Raw genomic sequence first — 21,937 nt, forward strand, 5'->3', positions numbered from 1 at the left:
GCCAGGATCAAACTCTCCAAACAATGTCTGAAGAACAATCCAAGCAAGACACCCCCGCGCTACACGGAAATGCCTCATCAAAGGAAAACCATCCCCAGAACACCTGCACAACACAGGCACCCCAAGGGACGGGGTTCATGCATATTCATGCACTGGCTTTTAGCACACTGTTGAGTTCTCAAGAAACGGACGCGTACACCGTCGCGATCCAGACCCGAAGGCCCGAACCCCGTCCGGGGCGTACATCTCGCTGATCCATACTAGCCACCCGGGTCAACCGTGTCAAACCTTCCGATCTGACACAAACCGCCCGAACCGCTAGCTATCGGGCCGCTCCTGCCTTCAGAGCAACCCTTCTAACTTACTCCCTTGCCCTCCCCGAGTCCAACCGAACTGGGTAAAAAGTTCGGACCGGTCTCCGGCTGGGCGTCACGGCAGGTCCGGATCCTTCGTCGGAGACGGCTGATCCGGAGTCGCGTGATCGGGATCCCCTGGGGTCAGGCGCCGGTGTCGGCAGCCCGTCTGTCCCGTGGGGCGTAGAGAACATTAAGCGTCGATCGAAGCTCCGTCAAATCCGCGTCCCCCCGATCACGTGCACTGAATCCTCCGATGACTAAAGCGTCTCGGACCCGTCATACGACTGTCACCATGGCGAGACCCCGCACCCCCTGACCGACAGGGGATACGGGGTCCGTGGTGCGGTGTCAGGAGGCCACGTGGATGGCGCCGGTGGAGCGCTTGCCGCGGCGCAGGACCAGGAAACGGGAGTGGATCAGGTCCTCGGCCACGGGGATGTGGGCCTCGTCGGTGATCTTGACGTTGTTGACGTACGCCCCGCCCTCCTTGATGGCGCGGCGGGCGGCGGACTTGCTCTCGGCCAGGCCCGACTCGACCATGAGGTCGACCAGGGGGGCGCCGAGGGCGGGCACGGTGGCGTGCGGGACCTCCGACAGGGCGGCGGCCAGGGTCTGCTCGGGGAGGTCGGTCAGGGAACCCTGGCCGAACAGGGCACGGGACGCGGCGATGACCGCGGCGCACTCTTCGGCGCCGTGCAGGAGAGTGGTGAACTCTTCGGCGAGCGCGCGCTGGGCCTCACGGGCGGCGGGGCGTTCGGAGAGGCTCTTCTCCAGGGCCTCGATCTCGTCCCTGGACCGGAAGCTGAAGATCTTGAGGAACTTCACCACGTCGCGGTCGTCGGAGTTCAACCAGAACTGGTAGAAGGCGTACGGCGAGGTGAGCGCGGGATCCAGCCACACCGCTCCCCCGGCGGTCTTGCCGAACTTCGTGCCGTCGGCCTTGGTGATCAGCGGCACGGTGAGGGCGTGCACGTGGGAGCCCGCGGTGCGGCGGATCAGGTCGCAGCCGGCCGTGATGTTCCCCCACTGGTCGCTGCCGCCGATCTGCAGCGTGCACCCGTATCTGCGATGCAGTTCGAGGTAGTCGTTGGCCTGGAGGATCTGGTAGCTGAACTCGGTGTAGCTGAGCCCCTCCCCCGCCAGCCGCGCCGACACCGACTCGCGGGCCAGCATGCGGTTCACCGGGAAGTGCTTGCCGACGTCCCGCAGGAAGTCGATGGCCGACATGCCGGAGGTCCAGTCGAGGTTGCTCACCAGGACCGACCCCGACTCCTCGGAGAGGTCGAGGAACTTCTCGACCTGGACCCGGATCCGCCTGACCCACTCGGCGACCACGTCGGCGGAGTTGAGCGAGCGCTCCTCGCTCTTGCCGCTGGGGTCGCCGATCAGGCCGGTGGCCCCGCCGACCAGCCCGATCGCGTGGTGCCCGGCCCGCTGGATGCGGGTGAGGGCGAGCAGCGGGACGAGGTTGCCGACGTGCAGGGACGGCGCGGTCGGGTCGAAGCCGCAATAGACCGTGATCGGACCTTCGGCCATCGCCGCCCGCAGGGCGTCGATATCGGTGGACTGCGCGATCAGGCCGCGCCACGCAAGGTCATCGAGGATCTCGGTCACGGTCTCGTACTTCCTGAGTTCGTGTGCTGGACGTTCGTACGGCTCGTCTGGGACGAGACTGCCCGATCATCTCATCATTCCGCCACACGATTGCCTGCGGGCGGGCGGGGGCGCGGCCTCGCGGAGGCGGCCCCCTTCGCCGGGACGGCGGGCGCGTCGAAGCGGCCCGGTCCGGGCCGTGGGATCAATTGTGATTGAGCGTCGGCACCAGGGATTCATGGCCGGCGGCCGAGCCGGGATTACCGCCCGATTCCCTCATCGATCCGTATCCGCGCGGGCGCCGGCTCGTTCTGGATCGATATCCGTCACACGCCGTCACCTGCGGCTTCACCGTGATATCGGGTCAAAGGTCAATCACTTTCATTGACGGGCCGGGCCGGGACCGTGTGTCCGTAACCGTGAAGCCGGAATCCCGGCAATGGACTGTCCGACTATGCCGCTTTACCAGATCAGAAATATAGCGTCAAGGCATTGATTAAACGGTAAATGCGAGAAATATCGGATGCGTCCCCGCAGGCCCGACAGAGAGCGGCATCGACGTGACATCCCCTCTGCGCACCGCAAGAGCCCCGAGTTCCCCCCGCCGTATGGCGGCGGCGCTGGGAGTCGTCCTCATCGTGGCCGGGCTCGGCCCCGCCCCGGCCGCCGCGGCACCCACTCCCGGCCCGGCCGAGGACACCGCCACCCGGGCCGTCGAGCCGGCCGGCACCGTTCCCGGCGGCTTCGCCTCCTGGAAGGATCTCCTGGCCACCCAGGAGAAGCTGGCCAAGGCCGCCGACCGCGTCACCGCCGCCGCCGAGGCATTGGGCGGTGCCGGGCTCGGCGGCATCGTGGTGGCGCCGGAGACACGCGAACTGCGCGTCTACTGGAAGGGCGACACCCCCGCGAGCATCGGCCGCCTGGTCGAAGGCCTGCGCCGCGACGTGCCCGTCAGCGTGCTGCCCGCCGCCTACTCGGCCCGCGAACTGGAGCGTGAGGCGAACCACCTGATCCGCGCGTCCGGCGGCGCGATCACCGCGGTCGCGCCGAACGCCGACGGTTCGGGCCTGAAGGTCTCGGTCGCCGCCGGCGGCCCGGCCCTCGCGAAGATCGCCGCCTCGGCGGTACCGGTCACCCTGGAGGCCGGCGTCACACCGGCCCTGGCCAGCCGCTGGAACGACTCCCCGCCCTGGTGGTCCGGTGCGGCCATGCGCAACGCCACCACCCAGAGCGGCTGTACCACGGGCCTCGCGGTCACCTACGGCGGGGCGACCCGGATGCTGAGCTCGGCCCACTGCGGCTCGCCCGGGCAGGTCGTCACCGACCCGACCGGAGAGCCGATCGGCCCGATCGCCGCCTCCGTCCCCAGCCGTGACGTGTCACTGATCACCGCGAACGCCGCGGGCCGGGTCTGGAACAACAACTACCCCAGCCCTCCCCTTCCTCTGACTCCCGAGTGGAGCAACCCTGTCGTCGGCGTCACCGGCTCCTATCCGGGCATGTCCGTGTGCACCACCGGCGCCTATTCGGGCACCGTCTGTATCTGCCGGATCATCGCGACCAACGTCACGATCAACGTGGGCTACGTGATCTACGGCATGGTCCTGGTGGAGAACACCTCACACAAGAACGCGGCCGGTCAGGGTGACAGCGGCGGCCCGGTGGAGACGCCCGAACCGACTCAGACCACGCAGCAGTACGGGCTGGGCACCATCACCGCCATCGACACCGCTTCGCAGGTGCCCTGCACCGGCTACGTCACCACCGGCCGCATCTGCTCCTGGAGGCTGTACTACTCACCGTGGAGCAACGCGACCATCGCCTTCCCGGGGATCGCCCTGGTGACCGGTTGACCGGGAGGCCGGTGCGCGTGCCCACCGGCCTCCCTTCCTCATCCGGCTAATCCGGGCGGGCTCAGGTGGGCCGGGTGCGCGGCACGTGCTTGCGGTACGGCGACACGGTGGGGTCGCCGTCGATCCAGAAGCGCCAGGGTACGTCGGCGGCGCTGGACACGCCGGTGCGGGGGCCGGACCAGACGGACGCGGGGGCGGCGGGGGTGCCCGCGAGGATCCGCGGGGACGCGCCGTCGATGCAGCAGTCCAGGCCGTTGTGCTCGCGGGCGATGCCGAGGGCGACGGCCAGGCGGGCCGGGCCGCGGGCCAGGTCGCGGTCCGGGATGGGGCGGCCCGCGCCGGACAGCGGGGCGTCGGTGCCGCGCCGGTGCCTGCGGCTCCGCGCCTCGGGGATGCCGTCGACGACCTCGCCGGCGCGCAGCAGCACGCCCGACCCCCTGCCCTCGGGCATGCACACCAGGTTGGCGCAGAAGTGCATGCCGTAGGTGAAGTAGACGTACAGGTGGCCGGGCGGGCCGAACATCACGGCGTTGCGGGGGGTGCGGCCCCGGTAGGTGTGGGAGGCGGGGTCCTCGCCCGGCGGGCCGTACGCCTCCACCTCGGTGAGGCGCACGGCGACCGGCCCGTGCACGAGCACCCGGCCGAGGAGTCCGGGGGCCACCTCGGGCGCGGGCCGGGCGAAGAACTCCCGGTCTAGGATCCGCTCGCCCACGCCGCCTGGCCGTCGACGGTCTCGCGGAGCGCGCAGAGCTGGTCCCGCACGCGGTCCGGGGCGGTGCCCCCGTGGGCCTTGCGGGACGCCAGGGCGCCCTGGACGTTGAGCACGTCGAGGGGGCCGGGCAGCGGCTCGCCGCCGGGGCCGGTGTCCGCGGCCGTGGCGAAGTGGGGCGAGATCTTGGCGAGGTCCTCTTCGGTGAGCCGTTCCAGGGTGGTGTCGTTGACCTGGCACCAGACGACCAGGTGGCCGACGGCCTCGTGGGCGTCGCGGAACGGCACGCCCCTGCGTACCAGCAGCTCGGCGAGGTCGGTGGCCAGGGCGAAGCCGTCGGGGGCCGAGGACTCCAGCCGCGCGGTGTTGACCCGCATGGTGGCGATCAGCCCGGACACGGCGGGCAGGACCAGCAGCAGGGTGTCGACGGCGTCGAACACCGGCTCCTTGTCCTCCTGCAGGTCGCGGTTGTAGGTGAGCGGCAGGCCCTTGAGGGTGGTGAGCAGCGACACGAGGTCGCCGATGAGGCGGCCGGCCTTGCCGCGGGCCAGCTCGGCGACGTCGGGGTTCTTCTTCTGCGGCATGATCGACGAGCCGGTGGAGTAGGCGTCGTCCATCTCGATCCAGCGGAACTCCTGGGAGGCCCACAGGACGACCTCTTCGCCCAGCCGGGACAGGTGGACGCCGATCATGGCCGCGCAGAACAGGAACTCGGCGGCGAAGTCGCGGTCGGCGACGGCGTCCATGGAGTTTTGGGCGGCCGAGGTGAAGCCGAGCTCCTCGGCGACGGCCTGGGGGTCCAGCGGCAGGGACGATCCCGCGAGCGCGCCCGCGCCGAGGGGGGAGACCGCGGCCCGCCTGTCCCAGTCGCGCAGCCGGTCGGCGTCGCGGGCCAGGGCGTGCACGTGGGCGAGCAGCTGGTGGCCGAACGACACCGGCTGGGCGTGCTGCAGGTGGGTCATGCCGGGCGCGGCGGTGGCCGCGTGCTCCTCGGCCTGGGCCATGAGCGCGGTCTCCAGCTCGACCAGCCGGGACACGATGAGGCGGACGTGGTCGCGCAGGTAGAGGCGCAGGTCGGTGGCGACCTGGTCGTTGCGGCTGCGCCCGGCGCGTAGTTTGCCGCCGAGCACGCCGAGGCGTTCGAGCAGGCCGCGCTCCAGGGCGGTGTGCACGTCCTCGTCGGCCACGGTGGGGCGGAACGTCCCCGACGCGCAGGCGCGGTCGAGGTCGTCCAGCGCGCCGATCATGCGGTCGAGCTCCTCGGCGGTCAGCAGCCCCGCCTGGTGGAGCACGCGCGCGTGCGCCCGTGACGCGAGCAGGTCGTACGGCGCGAGACGCCAGTCGAACTGCACGCTGACGGACAACCTGGTCAGCGCGTCCGCCGGGCCGCCTTCGAATCTGCCGCCCCACAACCGCATGGGCTTGCCACCCTCAGCCACCATTCTCCTTTTCCCCATCTCAATGCTCAATCCGCGACCCTAGCCCAATCCCGCCCCGCCGGCCGGTCCGGACGCGGCGGGGGGCTCACGTTCACGCCGGTTGCTGCCCCCGCCGCTCGGTCAGCCTCAGCAGGGCCTCCGCCAACTCGTCCCCGCCCGCGGGGTCCCGGCTGATCACCAGGATCGTGTCGTCGCCGGCGACGGTGCCGAGGATGGACGCCCAGTCGGCGTGGTCGAGCGCGGAGGCGAGGAACTGCGCGGCGCCGGGCGGCGTGCGGACGATCACGAGGTTCGCCGACGCGGCGGCGGACACCAGGAACTCCTCGGCCACCCGCCGCAGCCGGGCGGCGGGGGTCTCGCCGCCGCCGGTACGGGCCAGGGGGATGCGGGCTCCGCCCTCGCCGGGCAGCGCGTACACCAGCGAGCCGTCGTCGGCGCGCAGCTTCAGCGCGCCGAGCTCGTCCAGGTCGCGCGACAGCGTGGCCTGGGTGACCTCGACGCCGCTCTCGGCGAGGAGGCGGGCGAGTTCGGGCTGGGATCTGACCTGGTGCCGGTCGACCAGCTCGGCGATCTTCGCGAGCCGGCCGGCCTTGGTGACCGAGATGCTCATCGGGTCACCAGCCAGTGCAGCAGCGCCTTCTGGGCGTGGAGGCGGTTCTCGGCCTGGTCCCACACGGCGCTGCCGCGTGGGCCGTCGAGCAGGTCGGCGCTGATCTCCATGCCGCGGTAGGCGGGCAGGCAGTGCAGGACGATGGCGTCGGGGGCGGCCACCTCGGCGAGTTCGGAGTTGACCTGGTAGGGCGCGAACGCGGCGGCGCGTTCCTCCTTGCCGTCCTGCCCCATCGACACCCAGGTGTCGGTGGCGAGCACGTGGGTGCCCGCCGCGGCGGCGGCCGCGTCGGTGAGGACGGTGACGGAGCCGCCGGTGCCGGCCGCGATCTCGGCGGCCCGCTCCACGATCAGCTCGTCGGGCTGGTAGGCCACGGGGGCGGCGATCCGGACGTGCATGCCGGCGGTGGCGCCGCCGAGCAGGTAGGAGTGGGCCATGTTGTTGGCGCCGTCCCCGAGGTAGGTCAGGGTGCGCCCGGTGAGGGGGCCCTGGTGCTCGCGCACGGTGAGCAGGTCGGCGAGGACCTGACAGGGGTGGAACAGGTCGGTGAGGGCGTTGACGACGGGGACGGTGGAGGCCGAGGCCATGGCCTCCATGCGGTCCTGGCCGAACGTGCGCCAGACGATCGCGGCGACCTGGCGGGACAGCACGCGGGCGGTGTCCTCGACGAGCTCGCCCCGGCCCATCTGGGAGCCGCCGGTCTCGATGATCAGCGGATGGCCGCCGAGTTCGGCGACGCCGACGGCGAACGAGATGCGGGTGCGGGTGGAGTGCTTGTCGAACAGCACGGCCACCGTCATCGGGCCCTCGAACGGCCGGTGGCCGAAGCGGTCCTTCTTCATGACCTCGGCGAGGTCGAGCACCTCGGCCTGCTCGTGCGGCGCGAGGTCGTCGTCGCGCAGGAAGTGCCGTACGGCTCCGTTCACTGGGTCGCCTCCGTGAGTATCGCCGGCAGCGCCTGGAGGAAGGTGTCGATCTGCGGGGCCGTGACGATCAGCGGCGGGGCGATGCGCACGGCGTCGGGCTGGACGGCGTTGACGAGGAACCCGGCCCGCTGGGCGGCCTCCTGCACCTGCCCGGCCAGCGGTGCGGTCAGCACCGCGGCCCGCCACAGGCCGCGGCCGCGCACCCCGGCCAGCAGCGGGTGACCGACGGAGGTCAGGCCCTCGGCCAGGTGGTCGCCGGTGGCGCGGACGTGGGCGAGCAGCCCGTCGCGGTCGATGGTGTCGAGGACGGCGAGCGCCGCGGCGGAGGCGACGGGGTTGCCGCCGAAGGTGGAGCCGTGGTCGCCCTTGGCGAACAGCGTGCCGGCGGGGCCGAAGCCCACGCAGGCGCCGACGGGCAGGCCGCCGCCGAGGCCCTTGGCCAGGGTCAGCACGTCGGGCACGATGCCGTCGTGCTGGTGGGCGAACCAGTGGCCGGTGCGGCCGATCGCGGACTGGATCTCGTCGAGCACCAGCAGGGCGCCGGTGGCGTCGCAGATCTCGCGGGCGGCGGTCATGTACCCGGCGGGCGGCGGCACGACGCCGGCCTCGCCCTGGGTGGGTTCCAGGAACACCCCGGCGCACTCGCCGGTGACGGCCTGCTTGAGCGCGTCGGCGTCGCCGTAAGGAACGAAGCGCACGTCGATGGGGAACGGGCCGAACTGGTCGCGGATGGACGCCTTGCCGGTGAGCGACAGGGCGCCGAGGGTGCGGCCGTGGAAGCCGTTCTCGGCGGCGACGACGTAGCCGCGGCCGGTGGCGCCGCCGTGCTTGAGGACGAGCTTGAGGGCGCACTCGTTGGCCTCGGTGCCGGAGTTGGCGAGGAAGACCCTGCCGGGGGCGCCGAGCAGGCCGAGCAGCCGCTCGGCGAGCAGCACCTCGGGCTCGTTGACGAAAAGGTTGGAGCTGTGGGCGAGCGTGGCCACCTGCCGGGACACGGCCTCGGCCAGCGCGGGGTGGGCGTGGCCGAGCGAGCTGACCGCGATGCCGGCGATCAGGTCGAGGTAGCGGGCGCCGGCCTCGTCCCAGACGTAGGCGCCCTCGCCGCGCACCAGCGCCACGGGTGGCACGCCGTAGTTGGGCATGAACGCGGCGGCGTGCCGGGCCCGCAGATCGGCGGGGTCGTTCGTGTTCACGATTGCACCTCCGGGAGCACCATGGTTCCGATCCCCTCGTCCGTGAATACCTCGAGCAGCACCGAGTGCGGCACCCGGCCGTCCAGCACGTGGGCGCGCGGCACGCCGCCGGTGACGGCGGCCAGGCACGCCTCCATCTTGGGCACCATGCCGCTGGACAGGCCGGGCAGCATGGCGGCCAGTTCCCCGGCGGTCACCCGGCTGATCACCTGCGCCGGCTCGCCGTCGCCGGGGGCCGGCCACTGGGCGTACAGGCCCTCGACGTCGGTGAGCATGACGAGCTTGGCGGCGCCGAGCGCGACGGCCAGCGCGGCGGCGGCGGTGTCGGCGTTGACGTTGTAGACCTCGCCGTCCTCGCCGCGGGCGACCGAGGACACCACCGGGATGCGGCCGTTGTCCAGCAGGGCCTTCACGGCGCCGGGCTCCACCTCGACGATCTCGCCGACCTGGCCGATGTCGATCTTCTCGCCGTCCACCTCGGCGTGCTTGCGCTCGGCGGTGAACAGGCGGGCGTCCTCGCCGGACATGCCGACCGCGAACGGGCCGTGCCGGTTGATCGCGCCGACGACGTCGCGGTTGACCTGGCCGACCAGCACCATGCGGACCACCTGCATGGCCTCGGGCGTGGTGACCCGCAGCCCGGCGGTGAAGGTGGACGCGATGCCGAGCCGGTCGAGCTGGGCGTTGATCTGCGGGCCGCCGCCGTGCACGATCACCGGCCGCAGGCCGGCGTGCAGCAGGAACACCATGTCGTCGGCGAAGCCGTGGCGCAGCGCGTCGTCGGTCATGGCGTGGCCGCCGTACTTGACCACGACGGTCTGGCCGCGCAGGCGCCGCAGCCAGGGCAGCGCCTCGATCAGCACGGCCGCCTTGGCGTGTGCCCCGATGTCGGTGCCGGTGTCCGCGCTCATGTGGAGTACGCCGAGTTCTCGTGGACGTAGTCGGCGGTGAGGTCCGTGGTGTGCACGGTCGCCGAGCGCGTCCCGGCCGACAGGTCGATGGTGATGGTGACGTCGCGGGGCCGCAGGTCGACCTTGGCGCGGTCGTCGCCGGCGGCGCCGGCCCGGCAGACCCAGATGCCGTTGATGGCGACGTTGACGCGGCCGGGCTCGAAGACCGCGTCGGTGGTGCCGACGGCGGACAGCACGCGGCCCCAGTTGGGGTCCTCGCCGTGGATGGCGCACTTGAGCAGGCTGGACCTGGCGACGGCGCGGCCGACGGTCACGGCGTCGTCCTCGTGGGCGGCGCCGACGACCTCGATGGCGATGGCCTTGGTGGCGCCCTCGGCGTCCACCAGGAGCTGCCTGGCGAGGTCGGCGCAGACCTCGGTGACCCGCTTCTCGAACTCCGCGGCGTCGGGGGACACCGCGGCGGCGCCGCTGGCGAGCAGCAGCACGGTGTCGTTGGTGGACATGCAGCCGTCGGTGTCGAGCCGGTCGAAGGTGACGGAGACGGCGCGGCGCAGCACGCGGTCCAGCTCGGCGGCGGACACGTCGGCGTCGGTGGTGATGACGCTGAGCATGGTGGCCATGGCGGGGGCGAGCATGCCGGCGCCCTTGGCCATGCCGCCCACCATGTAGCCGCTGCCGCGCCGGAAGGCGATCTTGGTGACGGTGTCGGTGGTGCGGATGGCGTCGGCGGCGGCCAGGCCGCCGTCCCGGGTGAGCTGGGAGGCCACGTCGTCGATGCCGGCGAGCAGGGCGTCGATGGGCAGCCGCTCGCCGATCAGGCCGGTGGAGCAGACGGCGACCTCGCCGGCGGAGTCGCCGAGGACGGCGGCGACCTTCTCGGCGGTGGCGTGGGTGTCCTGGAAGCCGATCGGGCCGGTGCAGGCGTTGGCGCCGCCGGAGTTGAGCACGACGGCCTTGACCCGGCCGCCGGTGAGGACCTGCTCGGACCACAGGACCGGCGCGGCCTTGACGCGGTTGCGGGTGAACACCCCGGCCGCGGCCCGGGAGGGGCCGTCGTTGACGACCAGGGCCAGGTCGCGGGCGCCGCCGGACTTCAGGCCGGCCGGGACGCCTGCCGCGCGGAACCCGAGGGGGGCGGTGACACTCATGCCCGCTCACCCCCGTCGCGGGTGAGGGGGGCGGTTGCCGTGTGGGGACGGGGCTGACTCACGGGGCTACTCCATTGAGAGGAAGGCCGAGTTCTTCTGCCAGGCCGAGGGCGAGGTTGGCGCTCTGCACCGCCCCGCCCGCGGTGCCCTTGGTCAGGTTGTCGATGGCGATGACGGCGACGACGCGCCCCGCGCGCTCGTCCAGCGTCACCTGGAGCGCGGCGGTGTTGGCGCCGAGGGTCATCGCGGTGGCGGGCCAGGTGCCCTCGGGCAGCAGCCGCACGAACGGCTCGTCCTTGACCGCCGCCGCGTACGCCTCGCGCAGCGCGGCCGCGGTGAGGCCGGGCACGGCCGGGGCGGTGCAGGTGGCGAGGATGCCGCGGCTCATGGGGGCGAGGACCGGGGTGAAGGACACCGTGACCGGCCTGCCCGCGACCTGGGAGAGGTTCTGCTCCATCTCGGGGGTGTGGCGGTGGACCCCGCCGACGCCGTAGGCGGTCGCCGAGCCCATGACCTCGCTGCCCTGAAGGTGGGGCTTGGGGTCGCGCCCGGCGCCCGAGGTGCCGCTGGCGGCGACCACGACGACGTCCGGCTCGGCGAGGCCCGCCGCGAACGCCGGGAACAGCGCGAGGGTGGCCGAGGTGGGGTAGCAGCCGGGCACCGCGATCCGCCGGGCGCCGCGCAGCACCTCGCGCCGGCCGGGCAGCTCGGGCAGGCCGTACGGCCAGGTGCCGGCGTGGGTGCCGCCGTAGAAGGCCGTCCACGCGGCGGGGTCGGCCAGGCGGAAGTCGGCGCCGCAGTCGACCACCAGAGTGCCCTCGCCGAGCTTCTCGGCGACGGCGGCGGAGCGGCCGTGCGGCAGGGCCAGGAAGACCACGTCGTGGCCGCCGAGCGTCTCCGGGGTGGTCTCCTGGAGCGTGCGATCGGCCAGCGCGGGAAGGTGGGGCTGGTGCGCGCCGAGCACGCTGCCGGCGCTGGCTCCCGCGGTGAGCGCGCCGATCTCGATCGCCGGGTGGCCGAGGAGGAGGCGAAGCAGCTCGCCTCCGGCGTATCCGCTGGCCCCGGCGACCGCCGCCTTCATCATCCCTACCCCCGTCTGCGCATGCGTCCACCCTCATGCTTTTTGTTACCGAGTGAGTATGCATCACCAAGAATCTTCATGCAAGTGCGGCAGGCCGCGGACGGGTAGAAACGGAAGAAGCCTCTGTTGTGCGTACCAACCGGTCGGTATCCTCGGCGGTGAGGCACCGGCAACCACTCACGACCCGGGAGTCAACCGCGTATGACTGTCACTCACGACCAGGTCCTGGCGATGCTCACCGGCCCGGGCCAGCTCTTCGAGATGGACGAGGTCGAGATCCGCGGCGTGCACGTCAGGACGTGGAAACACGCGCCCGCCACCTACCGGGCCATGCTGGAGAGCAGCCGCGGCCACGGCGAGCAGGTGTTCCTGGTGTACGAGGACGAGCGGATCACCTACGAGGAGCACTACCGCCGGTCGGCGGCGCTGGCCACCCGCCTGGCCGGGGACTACGGCGTCGGCAAGGGTGACCGGGTGGCCATCGCCATGCGCAACTACCCCGAATGGGTGGTCTCGTTCTCCGCCGTGCTGGCGATCGGCGCGGTGGCCGTGCCGCTCAACGCCTGGTGGACCGCGCCCGAGCTGGAGTACGGCGTGCGCGACTCCGGGGCCAAGGTGGTCATCGCCGACGGCGAGCGGGCCGAGCGGCTGCGCGACAGCCCCGCCGCGCTGATCGTCACCCGGCCCGCCGGGGAGCTGCCGCCGGGGGCCGGGGACCTGGCCGAGGTGATCGGCGAGCCGGGCGGCGACGTCACGCTGCCGCCGGCGGAGATCGGCCCGGAGGACCCGGCGACGATCTTCTACACCTCCGGCACCACCGGCAACCCCAAGGGCGCGCTGGCCAGCCACCGCAACCTCGGCCAGGCGCCGATGACGGTCGCCTACTCCACCCTGCGCAGCGTGGCCATGGCGGGCAAGGACCCCGCCACGGCGGCGGGCGGGCGGCGGATCATCCTGCTGGCCGTGCCGCTGTTCCACGTCACCGGCTGCTTCGCCGTCATGCTGCCCGCCATGTTCACCGGCGGCGGGCTGGTGCTGATGTACCGCTGGGACGCCGGGCAGGCGCTGCGGCTCATCGAGCGGGAGAAGATCACCATCATCACCGGCGTGCCGACCAGCGCCTGGCAGCTGCTCTCCCACCCCGACTTCGACAAGTACGACATCTCCAGCCTCGGCGGGATCAGCTACGGCGGCGCGCCCGCCCCGCCCAAGCTGCTGGAGCGCATCGGCGACCAGCTGCCGAAGCGGCAGGCGTCCAACGGGTACGGCATGACCGAGACGACCGCGCTGGCCATCTTCAACGGCGGCCCCGGCTACCTGTCCCGGCCGGACAGCGTCGGCCTGCCGGTCGCCGTCTGCGACGTGGAGATCCGCGACCCGCTCGGCCACGAGGTGCCGGTGGGCGGGGTCGGCGAGCTGTGCGTGCGCGGGCCCGGCGTGATCGCGGGGTACTGGAACCGGCCGCAGGAGACCGCGCAGACCTTCGTCGGCGGGTGGCTGCACACCGGCGACCTCGCCAGGGTGGACGAGGAGGGCTACGTCTTCATCGTCGACCGGGCCAAGGACATGCTGATCAGGGGCGGGGAGAACGTCTACTGCGCCGAGGTGGAGGCCGCGCTGTACGAGCACCCGGCCGTCGACGACGTCGCGGTGATCGGCATCCCGGACGACGAGTTCGGCGAGCAGGTGGGCGCGGTGGTCCGCCTCAAGCAGGGCACGTCCGCGACCGGGGAGGAGCTCAGGGCGTTCCTCGGCGGCACCCTGGCGCCGTTCAAGATCCCGGTGAGGTTCTGGTTCCGCGAGGCCGAGCTGCCGCGCAACCCCGGCGGCAAGATCCTCAAGACGCATCTGCGCAAGGAGACCCTGGGGTTGTGACTCCAGGAACCCCGGTCCTCCTCCGGCCACCCACAGATCATTGATGGCCAACAGATCGTTATCTAGGCTGCTGCCATGGGCATCCCGACCGAACCGATCGGCAGCATCCCCCGACCCCCCGCCCTCCTCGCCGCCATGTCCGGCGGCGGGGAGACCGAGCTCGCCGCCGCGCAGGCCGCGGCGGTCGCCGACACGATCAGCAGACTCGAGGCCATCGGCTGCCCCGTCCTGGTGGACGGCGAGCAGTCCAAGCCGAGTTTCGCCACCTATCCCATCACCGGCATGGCCGGCCTCGCCCCCGACGGCGCGGTCATCCCGTTCGCCGACGGCCACACCCGGCAGCTGCCGCGGCTGACCGCCGGGCCGTTCCGCTACCAGGTGCACGCCGACGCCTATCTGCGCGCCGCGCGCGAGCACACCGCCCTGCCGGTCAAGCAGGCCGTCATCGCGCCGTCCGCGCTGAGCCTGCTGTACCCGGCGGACGGCATCGAGGGCTATCCCCGCAAGGCGTTCGTCGACGACCTGCTCGCCGAGGCCGAGGCCGACATCCGCGGCTGCCTGGACGCCGGGGCGCACGTGGTGCAGCTCGACTTCACCGAGGGACGGCTGTCGCTGAAGCTCGATCCGAGCGGCGGCCTGCTGGACGACTTCGTCGCGCTGAACAACCTGGTGCTCGACCGGTTCACCGAGGCCGAGCGCGCCCGCATCGGCGTGCACACCTGCCCGGGCGGCGACCAGGACTCCACGCACAGCGCGGACGTCGACTACGCGGGTCTGCTGCCCAAGCTGTTCGGACTGCGCGCGGGCAACTTCTACGTCCAGCTGGCGAGCGAGCCGGAGCCCGACCGGGTGCTGGAGATCGTCGCCGCCCACCTGCCGCCGGGAGCCACCGTGTTCGTCGGCGTCACCGACCCGATCGACCCGCAGGTGGAGACGCCGGAGCAGGTGCGCGACCGGGTGCTGGCCGCCGCCCGCCACCTGCCGGTGGAGCGGCTCGGTACCTGCGACGACTGCGGCTTCTCCCCGTTCGCCGACGACACCTCGACCTCCCGGGAGATCGCGTTCGCCAAGATCGCCGCACGGGTGGAGGGCACCGCCCTCGCCTCGGCGCGGCTCGGCGTGTGACCGCCGGGACGCCGTGAACGTGCCGGGCCCGCGGGGACCCCTGATACGGGTCTCCGCAGGTCCGGGCATCGCGGTTGACATCGAGTCAGGACATCTGGGGATTTACGCACATCGGCCATTGATCCGGTGTTGGCGCGGACGTATGTTCCTCCCAAGATTCGAGCACGCCTCATGTTCTTGGGGGTCCTCCCATGCACGCACGCCTCCGGCGGGCGCTCACCGTGGCCTCGGCTCTGGTGGTCGTCACGCTGGCATCCCCCGTCGTGCCCGCCTCCGCGGCCACCTACTACACGCCGGACGACTACTGCGTCGGCGAGTGCGCGGACGTGCTGCCGCCGGGGCAGAACGGCAACGCCACCCTCGTCGAGATCCTGGCCAACCAGGCGCTCGGCACGATGCCCCGCCACGCCGGCGACCAGCTCGGCAGGTACGCAGACCTCATCTCCGGCTACACGGGCCTGACCGGCGACCAGATCGCCCGGTTCTTCAACGACGCGTCGTTCGGCGTGCCCGCCGGGCAGGCGGAGAGCACCGTCAGCCCGCGCGCCGACGTCACCATCGTCAGGGACCGCGCCACCGGAGTGCCGCACATCACCGGCACCACCCGTACGGGCACCATGTTCGGCGCCGGGTACGCCGGGGCGCAGGACCGGCTGTGGCTGATGGACCTGATGCGGCACGTCGGCCGGGGCGAGCTGACGCCGTTCGCCGGCGGCGCCCCCGGCAACCGGGCGCTGGAGCAGAGCGTCTGGCTCAACTCCCCCTACACCGAGGCCGACCTCCAGGCCCAGATCGACCGCCTGCGCGACTCGGGGCCGCGCGGCGCGCAGCTGTACGACGACGTGCGCGACTACATCGCCGGGATCAACGCCTACATCGACCGCTGCATGGCCGACCGCAACTGCCCCGGCGAGTACGTGCTGACCGGGCACCTGGACGCCATCACCAACGCGGGCGGCCCGGTGGACTTCACCATGACCGACCTGATCGCGGTGGCCGGTGTGATCGGCGGCCTGTTCGGCGGGGGCGGCGGCGCGGAGATGCGGTCCGCGCTGGCCAGGGTCGCCGCGCGGGCCCGGTACGGCACCGCGGCGGGCGACCAGGCGTGGGCGGCGTTCCGGTCGCAGAACGACCCGGAGACCACGCTGACCCTGCACAACGGCCAGAGCTTCCCGTTCGGCGCCGCGCCCGGCGCCACCGGGGTCGTGCTGCCCGACCCGGCCACCACCGGGCCGGTGGACATCACCCAGAACGAGAGCGGGTCGGCGACCACGCCCGCGTCGGCGTCCTCGGCCAAGGGCGTGATGGACGGCCTGCTGGTGGACAACTCCAAGCCGGGCATGTCCAACGCCGTGGTGATCTCGGCGGCCGAGTCGTCCACCGGGCACCCGATCGCGGTGTTCGGGCCGCAGACCGGCTATTTCGCGCCGCAGCTGCTGATGCTGCAGGAGCTGTCCGGGCCCGGCATCCGGGCGCGCGGCGTGGCCTTCTCCGGGCTCAACCTGTACGTGCTGCTCGGCCGGGGCACCGACTACGCCTGGAGCGCCACCTCCGCCGGGCAGGACATCACCGACACCTACGCGGTGCGGCTGTGCGACCCAGCGGGCGGCACCGCCACCGTCGACTCCGACCACTACCTCTACCACGGCACCTGCACCGCGATGGAGACGCTGAGGAAGACCAACTCCTGGCGGCCGAACGTCGCCGACTCCACGCCGCAGGGCTCGTACGACCTGGTGATCAAGCGCACCAAGTACGGCCTGGTCACCTGGCGCGGCACCGTCGGCGGGCAGCCGACCGCGTACACCAGCCTGCGGTCCACCTACAAGCACGAGGCCGACTCGGCGATCGGGTTCCAGATGTTCAACGACCCGGCGCAGATGGGCGACGCGGCGGCGTTCACCGCCTCGGCGTCCACCATCGGGTTCGCGTTCAACTGGTTCTACGTGAACTCCAGCCAGGCCGCGTACTTCATGTCGGGCAACGTCCCGGTCCGCCCGGCGGTGGCCGACCCGAGCCTGCCGATGACGGCCGACGCGGCGCACGAGTGGGCGGGCCACGACCCGGCCACCAACACCGCGACGTACACGGCGCCGTCCACCCATCCGCAGACCGCGTCGCAGGACTACCTGGTCAGCTGGAACAACAAGCAGGCCAAGGACTACGGCGCCGCGGACGGCAACTTCAGCTTCGGGCCGGTGCACCGCGTGGACCTGCTGGACGCGCCGGTCAAGGCGGCGCTGGCCGGGGCGGGCAAGCTCGACAAGGCCGGCACCGTGAAGATCATGGCGGAGGCGGCCGTCACCGACCTGCGCGGCCAGAAGGTGCTGCCGTTGCTGCTGCGGGTCATCGGCAGCGCCCCGGTGACCGATCCGGCGCTGTCGGCGGCGGTGTCCCGGCTGTCGGCGTGGAACACCTCGGGGAACAAGCGGCTGGAGACCACCCCGGGGAGCAAGGCGTACGCGCACGCCGACGCCATCCGGGCGTTCGACGCCTGGTGGCCGAAGCTGGTGCGGGCGCAGTTCCGGGCGGGTCTCGGCGACGGCCTGTACCAGTCGCTGGTGGCCGCCCTGCAGGTCAACGAGTCGCCGTCCGGGCACCAGCAGGGTGACTCCGCGGGCCAGCCCACCTCCGCCAACGAGGCGCAGGCGCACAAGGGGTCGGCGTTCCAGTACGGCTGGTGGGGCTACGTCAGCAAGGACCTGCGGTCCGTGCTCGGCGACCCGGTGGCCGGGCCGCTGCCCGCCAGGTACTGCGGGGACGGCACCGTGGCCGGCTGCCGGGCGGTGCTGCTGGACAGCCTGTCCGCGGCGCTGGCCGAGCCCGCGGCCACGACCTACCCCGGCGACGACGTGTGCGCGGCGGGCGACCAGTGGTGCGCGGACGCCATCCAGCACTCGCCGCTCGGCGGGATCAAGCAGTCGCTGATCTCGTGGCAGAACCGGCCGACGTACCAGCAGGTCGTGTCGTTCCCGGCGCACCGCGGCGACCCGGTCGGCAACCTGGCGCAGGCCGGGTCGGCGCGGGCGTCCAGCGTGCAGCTGCTGACCTCGCACACGGCGGCCAAGGCGATCGACGGCGACCCGTCGTCCACCCGGTGGTCCAGCAGCTACAGCGACAACCAGTGGCTGCAGGTGGACCTCGGGTCGGCCAAGCCGGTGTCCCGGGTGATCCTGCGCTGGGAGTCGGCCTACGGGGCGGCGTACAACGTGCAGGTGTCCAACGACGGGTCGGCCTGGACGACGGTGTACTCCACCACCACCGGGGATGGCGGCGTGGACAACGTGACGTTCGCCCCGGTGAACACCCGGTACGTCCGCATGCAGGGCGTGCGGCGCGGCACGTCCTACGGGTACTCGCTGTACGAGATGGAGGCGTACTCCCGCTGACGCCGGAAGGGCGGCGGCGGAACGGGTCCGCCGCCGCCCTCAGGGCTTCGTCAGGCGCCGCGCAGCTGGGCGCCGGTGCGCTCGCCGGCCACGGCCACCGCGGCGTCGCGGGCCGCGGTGGTCTCCTCGACGGTGAGGGTGCGGTCGGGCGCGCGGAACCGCAGCGTGTAGGCCAGGGACTTGCGGCCCTCGCCCGCCTGGGCGCCGGTGTACACGTCGAACAGCCGGATCGACTCCAGCAGCTCGCCCGCGCCCTCGCGCAGCGCCGCCTCCACCCCGGCGACCGGCACGTCGGCCGGGACGACCAGCGCGACGTCCTGGGTGGCCACCGGGTACCCCGACACCGGCACAGCCTCCACCGGGCCGGGCAGCACCGCCTCCAGGGCGGTCAGCTCCAGCTCCATCGCGGCGGTGCGCGGCGGCAGGCCGTACGCCTCCACCACCCGGGGGTGCAGCTCGCCGGCGTGGCCGACCAGGGTGTCCCCCGCGTACAGGGCGGCGCACCGCCCGGGGTGCCACGGCTCGTGCCGGTCGGCCCGCACGGTGAGGGGCACCCCCGCCTCGCGGGCCACGGTACGGGCGGCCTCGACGGCGTCCGCCCAGGAGGCCGGGCGCCCGGCGCCCCACCAGCCCGAGCGTTCCCGCTCTCCGGCCAGCACGCCGGCCACCCGCAGCGGCTGCCGGGGCAGCGCCGCGGTGATGCCCGCCAGCTCCTCGTCGGTGGGCCTGCGGTCCACGCCGAGCACCGGCGCGGTGGCCGGGGCGCCCGGCTCGGGCCGGTAGACCAGGCCGGACTCGAACAGCGCCACGTCGGGGAACCCGCGCCCGACGTTGCGGACCAGGGTCTTCAGCAGGCCGGGCAGCAGGGTGGTCCGCATGAACGGCTCGTCCTCGCTGAGCGGGTTGGCCAGCCGCGAGGCCCGGCGCCGGGGGTCGTCGGCCGGGAGCTGGAGCCCGTCGAGGTCGCGGGTCCCCATGAACGGGTAGGCCAGCGTCTCGACGTACCCGGCGGCGGCCAGCGCGCGGCCCACCCGGCGGCGCAGCCGCTGCGCGGCGGTCAGCCCGGCCCCCGCGGGGGCCTTCGGCAGCACCGACGGCAGGTGGGAGTACCCCTCCAGCCGGATGACCTCCTCGGCGAGGTCGTTGGGGTCGGTGAGGTCGGGCCGCCACGACGGCGGCGTCACGGTGAGCGTCTCGGCCCGGCCGGGGCCGGACGGCTCCAGCAGGTCGGCGGGGACGGCCGCCTCGCCAGGGGACCGCTCGCCGGTCACGACGGTGCAGCCGACCTGCTCCAGGCGCCGCACCACGACGTCCCTGCCGTAGGACACGCCCGCCACGCGGTCGGGGTGGTCGGCCGGGATGGTGATCGACGGGGGCTCGGTGTCGGCGAAGGCGTGGGTGACGCCCGGCTCGGCCGCCGCGCCGCCGAAGGCCACCAGCATCTGCACCGCGCGCCACGACGCGTACAGCGGCAGCTCGGGGTCGACGCCGCGCTCGAACCGGCGGGAGGCCTCGCTGACGAGGTTGTGCCGGCGCGACATACGGGCGGTGCCGCTCGCCGAGAAGTGGGCCGCCTCGATCACCAGGTCGGTCGAGGCGGCGGTGATCTCGGTGGCGAGGCCGCCCATGGTGCCGGCCATGGAGATCGGCCCGGAGGAGTCGGTGATCAGGATGTCCTCGGGGTGAAGCTCGCGCGTCACGTGGTCGAGGGTCTCCAGCGTCTCCCCCGGCCGGGTCCTGCGCACCACGACGGGCCCGCTGAGCCGGGAGCGGTCGAAGGCGTGCAGCGGCTGGCCGAGCTCGATCATGAGGTAGTTGGTCACGTCGACGGCCAGCGACACCGGGCGCATGCCCGCGCGGATCAGCCGGACCTGCATCCACATCGGGGTCTCGGCGGCGGGGTCGAGGCCGGACACCGTGCGCAGCACGAAGCGGTCGCACGCCGTGGGGTCCTCGATCGCGGCCGGGTGGGACTCGTCGTCGGACGACGGCGGCTCCACGTCGGCCGGGTCGCGCCAGGACACCCCGAAGGCGGTGGCCGTCTCGCGGGCCACCCCGCGGATCGACAGGGCGTACCCGCGGTCGGGGGTGATCTCCAGCTCGATGACGTCGTCGCGCAGGCCGAGCAGCTCGACCACGTCCGCGCCGAGCGGGGTGTCCGGGGGCAGGATCATGATGCCGGCGTGGTCGTCGCCGACGCCGAGCTCGCGGGCCGAGCAGATCATGCCGTCCGACACGTGGCCGTAGGTCTTGCGGGAGCCGACCTCGAACCCGCCGGGCAGCACCGCGCCGGGCAGCGCGACCGGCACCCGGTCACCCACCGCGAAGTTGCTCGCGCCGCAGATGACCCAGCGGGGAGCGGCCTCGCCGACCTCGACCGAGCAGTAGCGGATGGGCTTCTTGAAGCCGGTGAGCTCTTCGACGGACAGGACCTCGCCGACCACGACGTTCTTGATCTCGTAGCCGACCGACTCGATCGACTCCAGCTTGAGCCCGGCGGCGGTCAGCCGGTCGGCGACCTCGTGGGCGGTGACGGCGGGCAGGTCGACGTACTCCCGCAGCCAGGAGAGCGGGAACTTCATCAGGCCTCCATACCGAACGGGAGCGTGAAGCGCACGTCTCCCTCGACCATGTCACGCATGTCCTCGGCGTTGTGGCGGAACATCAGCGTGCGCTCCACGCCGATGCCGAACGCGAAACCGCTGTAGCGCGAGGGGTCCACGCCGCAGGCCACCAGCACCCGCGGGTTGACCATGCCGCAGCCGCCCCACTCGATCCAGCCCTCGGACTTGCAGGTGCGGCACGGCGGGTTGCCCGGCACCGCCGAGGAGCCCCGGCACACGAAGCAGCGGAGGTCCATCTCGGCGGACGGCTCGGTGAACGGGAAGTAGTTGGGCCGGAACCGGGTCATGATGCCCTCGCCGAACATCACCTCGGCGAAGCGGTCCAGCGTGCCCTTCAGGTGGGCCATCGTGAGGCCCTCGTCGATCGCCAGGCCCTCCAGCTGGTGGAACACCGGGGTGTGGGTGGCGTCCAGCTCGTCGGTGCGGAAGACCTTGCCCGGCGAGATCACGTACACCGGCAGCTCGCGGGCCAGCAGCGCGCGGACCTGCACCGGGGACGTCTGGGTGCGCAGCACCATGCCCGAGTCGACCGACTCGACGAAGAAGGTGTCGTGCTCGGAGCGGGCGGGGTGGTCGGCCGCGATGTTCAGCGCGTCGAAGTTGAACCACTCCCCTTCCAGCTCGGGGCCCTCGGCCACCTCGTAGCCCATGGCGACGAACGCGTCGGCCATGCGCTCCTGCAGGGTGGTCAGCGGGTGGCGGGCGCCGAGCGGGGCGTGGTCCCAGGGGAGGGTGACGTCGACGGTCTCCTCCACCAGCACGCGCTCGTCGCGCTCGGCGACCAGCGTGGCCTGCCGGGCGGACAGCGCCTCGCCGATGGCCTTGCGGGCCGCGCCGATGCGCTTGCCCGCCTCGGCGCGGGCCTGGGGCGGCAGGGCGCCGATCTCGCGGTTGGCCAGCGCGATGGGCGAGCGGTCGCCCGAGTGGGCCAGCCGCGCCTGCTTCAGCGCGTCGAGGTCGGCGGCGGCCTCGATGGCGGCGATGGCCTCGGCCTCCATGCGCGCCACCTCGTCGGCGTGCAACGGTGTCACCTCGACCGGGTCATAGGTGTTCGACAAGACTGAGCTCCGTATCCAGGGCTTGAGCGGGCACGATTCTAGTGCGG

At 72.5% G+C, this 21,937-nt stretch carries 15 protein-coding genes; 4 read left to right on the plus strand and 11 right to left on the minus strand.

The features are described 5' to 3' along the window. Nucleotides 1-704: 704 nt before the first annotated feature. Nucleotides 705-1,970, minus strand: coding sequence for a tyrosine--tRNA ligase (gene tyrS / locus ACFP1K_RS26700; RefSeq protein WP_380758192.1), 1,266 nt, complete (start codon nt 1,968-1,970; stop codon nt 705-707). 587 nt (nt 1,971-2,557) lie between these two features. Here tyrS and ACFP1K_RS26705 point away from each other — a divergent pair. Next, complete coding sequence (locus tag ACFP1K_RS26705; protein WP_380758194.1) at nt 2,558-3,802, plus strand: hypothetical protein; 1,245 nt, start codon at nt 2,558-2,560, stop codon at nt 3,800-3,802. Nucleotides 3,803-3,863: 61 nt separating this feature from the next. Here the strand turns inward: ACFP1K_RS26705 and ACFP1K_RS26710 are convergent, their stop codons facing one another. The 8 genes from ACFP1K_RS26710 to argC form a co-directional block, all read right to left on the minus strand. Continuing rightward, nucleotides 3,864-4,514, minus strand: a complete 651-nt coding sequence (locus tag ACFP1K_RS26710; RefSeq protein ID WP_380758196.1) for a DNA-3-methyladenine glycosylase — start codon at nt 4,512-4,514, stop codon at nt 3,864-3,866. Further along, nucleotides 4,496-5,953 (minus strand): argininosuccinate lyase, encoded by a 1,458-nt coding sequence (argH, locus tag ACFP1K_RS26715; RefSeq protein WP_380758198.1) that lies wholly within the window; start codon nt 5,951-5,953, stop codon nt 4,496-4,498. Before argH ends, ACFP1K_RS26710 begins: the two co-directional genes overlap by 19 nt. Nucleotides 5,954-6,041: 88 nt before the next feature. Then, nucleotides 6,042-6,560 (minus strand): arginine repressor, encoded by a 519-nt coding sequence (locus ACFP1K_RS26720; RefSeq protein WP_380758200.1) that lies wholly within the window; start codon nt 6,558-6,560, stop codon nt 6,042-6,044. Next, nucleotides 6,557-7,486, minus strand: coding sequence for an ornithine carbamoyltransferase (gene argF, locus ACFP1K_RS26725; protein WP_380758202.1), 930 nt, complete (start codon nt 7,484-7,486; stop codon nt 6,557-6,559). The genes ACFP1K_RS26720 and argF overlap by 4 nt, the downstream gene beginning before the upstream one ends. Then, nucleotides 7,483-8,679 (minus strand): acetylornithine transaminase, encoded by a 1,197-nt coding sequence (locus ACFP1K_RS26730; RefSeq protein ID WP_380758204.1) that lies wholly within the window; start codon nt 8,677-8,679, stop codon nt 7,483-7,485. Before ACFP1K_RS26730 ends, argF begins: the two co-directional genes overlap by 4 nt. Then, nucleotides 8,676-9,590: an acetylglutamate kinase gene (gene argB / locus ACFP1K_RS26735; protein WP_380758206.1), complete on the minus strand. Its 915-nt coding sequence runs from the start codon at nt 9,588-9,590 to the stop codon at nt 8,676-8,678. Before argB ends, ACFP1K_RS26730 begins: the two co-directional genes overlap by 4 nt. Further along, complete coding sequence (gene argJ, locus ACFP1K_RS26740; RefSeq protein WP_380758208.1) at nt 9,587-10,738, minus strand: bifunctional glutamate N-acetyltransferase/amino-acid acetyltransferase ArgJ; 1,152 nt, start codon at nt 10,736-10,738, stop codon at nt 9,587-9,589. The genes argB and argJ overlap by 4 nt, the downstream gene beginning before the upstream one ends. 58 nt (nt 10,739-10,796) lie before the next feature. After that, a complete protein-coding gene (gene argC, locus ACFP1K_RS26745) occupies nt 10,797-11,819 on the minus strand; it encodes an N-acetyl-gamma-glutamyl-phosphate reductase (protein ID WP_380758295.1) in 1,023 nt (340 codons plus the stop codon). 201 nt (nt 11,820-12,020) lie between these two features. Between argC and ACFP1K_RS26750 the strand changes: the two genes are divergently transcribed. The 3 genes from ACFP1K_RS26750 (at nt 12,021) to ACFP1K_RS26760 (ending at nt 18,208) form a co-directional block, all read left to right on the plus strand. Beyond that, nucleotides 12,021-13,694, plus strand: a complete 1,674-nt coding sequence (locus ACFP1K_RS26750) for a class I adenylate-forming enzyme family protein (RefSeq protein WP_380758210.1) — start codon at nt 12,021-12,023, stop codon at nt 13,692-13,694. A 75-nt stretch (nt 13,695-13,769) separates the two neighbouring features. Beyond that, the gene (locus tag ACFP1K_RS26755; RefSeq protein WP_380758212.1) at nt 13,770-14,819 is read left to right on the plus strand and encodes a cobalamin-independent methionine synthase II family protein; all 1,050 of its coding nucleotides are present in this window, start codon (nt 13,770-13,772) and stop codon (nt 14,817-14,819) included. Nucleotides 14,820-15,010: 191 nt separating this feature from the next. Beyond that, the gene (locus ACFP1K_RS26760) at nt 15,011-18,208 is read left to right on the plus strand and encodes a penicillin acylase family protein (RefSeq protein WP_380758214.1); all 3,198 of its coding nucleotides are present in this window, start codon (nt 15,011-15,013) and stop codon (nt 18,206-18,208) included. Between the two features lie 50 nt (nt 18,209-18,258). On the opposite strand, the gene ACFP1K_RS26765 is transcribed toward ACFP1K_RS26760, so the two are convergent. After that, nucleotides 18,259-20,790 (minus strand): phenylalanine--tRNA ligase subunit beta, encoded by a 2,532-nt coding sequence (locus ACFP1K_RS26765; RefSeq protein ID WP_380758216.1) that lies wholly within the window; start codon nt 20,788-20,790, stop codon nt 18,259-18,261. Further along, nucleotides 20,790-21,830 (minus strand): phenylalanine--tRNA ligase subunit alpha, encoded by a 1,041-nt coding sequence (gene pheS / locus ACFP1K_RS26770; RefSeq protein WP_380758297.1) that lies wholly within the window; start codon nt 21,828-21,830, stop codon nt 20,790-20,792. The genes ACFP1K_RS26765 and pheS overlap by 1 nt, the downstream gene beginning before the upstream one ends. Nucleotides 21,831-21,937 lie beyond the last annotated feature (107 nt).

The organism is Sphaerisporangium aureirubrum, from assembly GCF_042658925.1.
GTDB classification, from domain to species: Bacteria; Actinomycetota; Actinomycetes; order Streptosporangiales; family Streptosporangiaceae; genus Sphaerisporangium; species Sphaerisporangium aureirubrum.